The following is a 5165-nucleotide window of genomic DNA, read 5'->3' on the forward strand; positions in this document are numbered from 1 at the left end:
CGATGCGCCCGACGATGACCTCTTTATCCGGCTCGAGCGTGAACGTCTTCGCCCCGTCCGTTCTTTTCTTCGGATGGACGGTCACACCGCCGCCGACATCCTTCATATCATTATTGTCCTTCTCTATCTGCACGCCGTCGAACACTATCTTCGCGTTCTCGGGGTCCTGCACCGGGTATTTCGATATCGTCTCGGCCGTCTTCGGGTTCTCGACGACCACCTTCCGGTACGACACCTCGTGTTCGTCGTTCGGATTGGCGAATATTACACGGCGTATGATATCCCCCTCCGCGAAGAGCGTATCGACGGCGACGGAGTACTTCTGGAAATTACCCGACACATTGGTGATGCTGAAATATTTCTCTTTCGGCGTTCCGCTCGCATCGACGTAGCCGACGCCGAGTATGGCGCCGTTGAACGCGCCGCTTTCGGGAGCGGCATTCGTAACGACAGCGGTCATATTCGTAGCAGGCGCGGCATTCGTGTTCGTCGCGGCGGCGACCTTGGGTTTCGCCCAGTCGCCGAAGGGCACCACCGTTTCCGCATCGATGACTATCTCGCCGAAGGTGACGCCTGCCAGTTTGTCGAATGCAAGCGAATCGCTCGACAGTACCGATGTCATAGTATCCGCTCCATCGCCCGTGTTCGTTGCGCCGTCCGTTTTCGCCGTCTTTTTCGGCGTATGCACGGCGCGTATGAGAAGATCGATGACAAGCCCCGGCTTCACGTCCGCTTCACGTGTGAGCGCGACGGACACCTTATTCTTCGGCTTGAGGGTGAGAACATCATCGCGTATCTGGAATTTCAGTTCCGCGTCGTTCTCCACCGTAAGCTCGTTCTCTCGCGACTTCGCGAACGTGTAGTCGAGATAGAGATTGCGCCGCTCACCGAAGAGATCGAGCCATTTGAGCACGCCGCTGTCGTCCTTGATCACCTGAAAGCGGTTCTTTATCCCGGTCTTAATGACATCGAATACGATGACCTGATTATCGCGGTCTTTCTGCACGAGCGTGAGCTTCAACTCATCGCCGAGCTCTTTTCCAAGCACCTTGGCAAATGCCGTAGGGCTTCCGCCCTTGAACGTGATGGTGCGTTCCTGTCCGCCGACACGGACGGTGAATTGCCCGGCGGGTATCTGCTCGCTCTTGCTCACCGGACGCGATGCGAATTTATGGTTCTTTGCTACGCTTTTCACCTCAACGGTATGCGGTGTCCGTTCGGCATCGCGCGCAGCAGTAATGTCGAAGAATTCACCCACGCCTTCGCCCACACCTTTGAGCGTCTTGAACGGCGAGCGGAACCCGAATAGCTCTTTCGATGCAGTGTTGAGAACGGTGAGCTTTTCGCGTACGGACTCATAGGCGCTCGCTTCGCGCTGGAATTGCGTGCGCCGTTTTTTCGCCGACTCAAGAGGCTGGCTTTTTTTCTGCACCTCGGCATCGATGGCCTTCTTGAGCGTCTCTTCGAGGTATATACTGGTAGTATTTGTCGCCATTGGATACGATAATGTCTCCGTTCATATTATCGAGCTGTTCTATTCTTTATATTATCATTTTTCCAAGGTAATTCCAAGAGAATAGTGATATCCCAAAAAATATCACAAAAAACCTTGACAGATCGATCAAAAGTTATTAACATGTAAACTACTTTACATGAACAAAATATCAAAAAAACGAGTTATCGGCCTTAAGGATATAGCCCGCGAAGCCGGCGTAGCCGTGCCGACGGTGTCGCTCATTCTGAACGGCAGGACCAATACGTTCATTGCAGATGCTACCCGAGAGCGCGTGAAAGCGATAGCCCATCGATTGAACTATCGGGCGAAATTCAGTCATAAGCTGATACATGGCGCACAGACGCATACTGCCGCCATTGTGATAACCGAAGAGATACATCGTGCCGATGAGCACATCCGCTCGCTCGTGCTGCTTTTGATCGAAAAACTTGAATGTCTGGGATATTCCTCCTATGTGACAACGCTTGTCGGGGTTCCGGCAGAGCGTATACGTGACTTGATCGACCGCGGTACGGATGCGTTCATCGTCATCGGTGTACCGGAAGATGGTGCAGCGCTCAGGCAGGTGTTCATTGAGAACGACGTGCACTACCTCGGCTACAATGCAACGCTCGACCGCAACATCATTTCCGACACACCGGCCGGTGTTGAGAAGATCATCCGATATTTTATTGCACAGGGCAGGGATCGCTTCAGGCTGTTGATCGACGATGATCGTGAATCGTATGCGCCGAATTCGCGGTTCGCCGGACTTACGCGCGTGTTCCCCGACATGCCCGAGGACGAGCTCTGGGAGCGGTATGTGTTCCCGCTTGCAAGAATACCACGGGACGGCATGGAAGACCGATTCGCTTCGGGCTATGCGACGACACGTTCGCTCATGGAGAAGGCGGTCGATGCTGCGGCCCTTTTCTATTTCACCGATATCTATGCGCTCGGCGGGGCGAAATGGCTCGTTGAGAACGGCATTGCCGTGGGAAAGGATATGCTCGTCGCGGGCTTTAACAATACCGAAGCGGTGAAATATCATCCATTCCCTATATCTTCGGGTGACCAGGATATCGATGCCGTGACGGATGCCATCGCAGAGAATCTGTTTTCTGACGGGCCGTGCGGCGTGACAATAGTACCGAACGTGGTTTTCAGATAGAATTCATAGAGGAGTGATAGCATGGAACGGATCATCATCGCTGCGCTTGCGGCCGCATCTTCACTGTTCAGTGTACAGAATCTTGTACTGAATCCCGGTGCAGAGGAAGGTATCGAAAAGCCGACGGCCTGGAACATCGGGGAAAATGTCTGGGCGGAGGACGCCCACAGCGGAAAACGTTCTCTCGTACTGAAAGGCAAGCCCGGCGACAAGTGGAATGTGGTGACATCATCGATGTTCACGCTCAAGCCTGCGACCGTCTATACGCTCACGTTCTGGGCAAAGGCGGACGGCGGCGGCGTCATGCAGGGCGGGCTCCGCGAGATCGATGAAGCGGGAAAGACCATTACCTACACATGGCAGAAAACAAGGAACAATGCCGGCTGGGGCGAGTATACGCTTGTCGTGAAGACCAGGACGAATGCAGCCGCGGGGCAGATATATTTTCAGGGCATGGAGGATTTCTCAGGGCAGGCATGGAGCGATGATGTGAGCCTTACCGAAGGCGGGGATATCGAGGGCGCACGCAGGCGGACAGCGGCGCGTATGCCGGATACTAATCTTCTTGATAACCCCGGTTTTGAGCAGGGCAACAATGGATGGAGACTTCCGCCCGAGGGGAAGATCGCAGCGAGCGGCGGCATTGATGGTTCCGCATGTCTTGTGATCGATAATCCCGACTATAAAAAGAGATCCCCTTTTGCAGGATTCACCGTGAACGATATCCCGGCAAACCGTGAATATGTTTTTTCTGCACGGGTAAAAAGCATGGCCGTCGGCGAACAGAGCCCCAAGCTGAAAATTGAACTGTACAATGACAAAGGTGATATGACCGGCGGCTTGTATTCAATGCCCATGAACGCAGCCGGCGTTTGGCAGCGGGTGAGCGTGAAGATGCGAGCCTCCCGCGATGTCGCCCGGGCTATGCTCCTCTTGCGGATGTTCGGTTCCGGTGAGGCCGTATTCGATGACCTGGACTTCCGCTTTACCGAGCCGGTGCCGTACGATATTGAGGTATATCCACGCGTTGTCTATGCGGGCGCGGAACTGAAGACACGCATTCTGTTCCAGATCAATGCGGATGATGTATCCCGGTTCAAGGGCAGCAGTATCGAGATCAAGGTCATCGATGAGGATACGGGGATGACCGTCGCGGCCCCCGCCGCCGTTCCCGTGGACAAAGCAGCGATACCGGTGACGATACGCCTCTCGTCGGACAAAGTGGCACGCTATCAGATAAAGACGCGCATGGTGGACGCATCGGGGGCGGTAGCGCATGCTGCCAATGATACGGCCATTGTGGTGGAGCGGCCATCGATGGTAAAGCAGGGGTATTATGTCGTCAACGGCAAGCCGTTCTTCCCCATCGGCGGTTATCATGTGAACCATGACAAAGAGTATCCGACGCTCGCCGCCGCCGGTTTCAATGCGGTGCAGGGCAGCGGTACTCACGAATTATCAGTGCTCAAGGCACATCTCGATCGCTGTACGGCGAACGGTTTGTATTATTGCCTGCCGCTCTACGGCGGGATGAAGGTGCGGGAGAATTTCTCGAACACGCGGGCCAAGCTCGCCGCCTTCGCGGAACATCCTTCGCTTTTGGGATTCTGGTCGATGGATGAACCGGATGTCTGGGGCGTCGGTCCCGCTGACCTCGTCGAACTCCGCGCGATACTGCAGGCAGGGACTCGGGTACATCCTGCATCATCGGTGATATTCCCGCCCTCAAAACATTTCATGGAACAGCAGGAAAGTATGGATGTGGTGTATGTCGATCCGTATCCGAAAAAAAAGAATCCGGAGCCGATAACGGCGGTGCGTGATTGGGTGGACGGCGCAAAACGCGCGGGGAAACCCATTGTCTGCGTGGTGCAGGCGTTCGATATGCCGCCGAACTGGGTGAAGCCGACACCGGCCGATCTTGAGAACTATATCTATCAATCGCTCATACACGGCGCTGTCGGGATATTCTATTATTCAGTGAACGACCCCGGCTGGAATCTCATAAAGAGCGATCTGTGGGAAAAGACGAAACAGATGAACAGCGAGATGAACACGCTTGCGCCGGTGCTCCTTTCCGATGCGATGCGTCATGCAACATGGAACGTGAAGTCAAATCCTGATGTCGACTTTGCGATCGCTGTCGTCGATGCCGTGACGTACGCGCTTGCGGTGAACGTGAGCGAGAAAGAGGCGGCGGTTTCCATTCCGCTGCCTGCGGGCGCGAAGGGTGCAGTGTCGGCTCTGTTCGGAAGAGGGAAACCGGTCTTGAAGGAAGGGAGGATCGTTGATACGATAGAGCCGCTCGGAACGAGGGCGTATATTATCAAGTAGGGGAGAATGAATATGAAACGAGCACACTCCATACGTACGTTCGTCCGGTTGGCAGCGGCCATGATCCTGACGGTGCCGCTTTTCCCCGTCACGCTTATTGACGAAAACCGCACGGCGAGCATCGTCATTCCAGTGAATGCCACGGCTGCCGAACGTTTTGCCGCT

The 5165-nt window shown here is 54.8% G+C and carries 3 protein-coding genes; 2 read left to right on the forward strand and 1 reads right to left on the reverse strand.

What is annotated here, in order from left to right; genetic code table 11:
• Positions 1 to 1495: flagellar filament capping protein FliD (gene fliD, locus AABZ39_16400; protein ID MEK6796363.1), on the reverse strand; the 1495-nt coding region annotated here is incomplete at its 3' end.
• A 157-nt stretch (positions 1496 to 1652) separates the two neighbouring features.
• On the opposite strand from fliD, the gene AABZ39_16405 reads away from it, so the two are divergent.
• A complete protein-coding gene (locus tag AABZ39_16405) occupies positions 1653 to 2666 on the forward strand; it encodes a LacI family DNA-binding transcriptional regulator (GenBank protein MEK6796364.1) in 1014 nt (337 codons plus the stop codon).
• 21 nt (positions 2667 to 2687) lie between these two features.
• Positions 2688 to 5000, forward strand: a complete 2313-nt coding sequence (locus AABZ39_16410; protein ID MEK6796365.1) for a carbohydrate binding domain-containing protein — start codon at positions 2688 to 2690, stop codon at positions 4998 to 5000.
• Positions 5001 to 5165: the final 165 nt, after the last annotated feature.

It is taken from the genome of Spirochaetota bacterium (genome assembly GCA_038043445.1).
Taxonomy (GTDB): Bacteria; Spirochaetota; Brachyspiria; order Brachyspirales; family JACRPF01; genus JBBTBY01.

Bases quoted from the DNA above. Each gene is read 5' to 3' on its own strand.
- AABZ39_16405 (MEK6796364.1), top strand. From the start codon at position 1,653: ATGAACAAAATATCAAAAAAACGAGTTATCGGCCTTAAGGATATAGCC.
- AABZ39_16410 (MEK6796365.1), top strand. From the start codon at position 2,688: ATGGAACGGATCATCATCGCTGCGCTTGCGGCCGCATCTTCACTGTTC.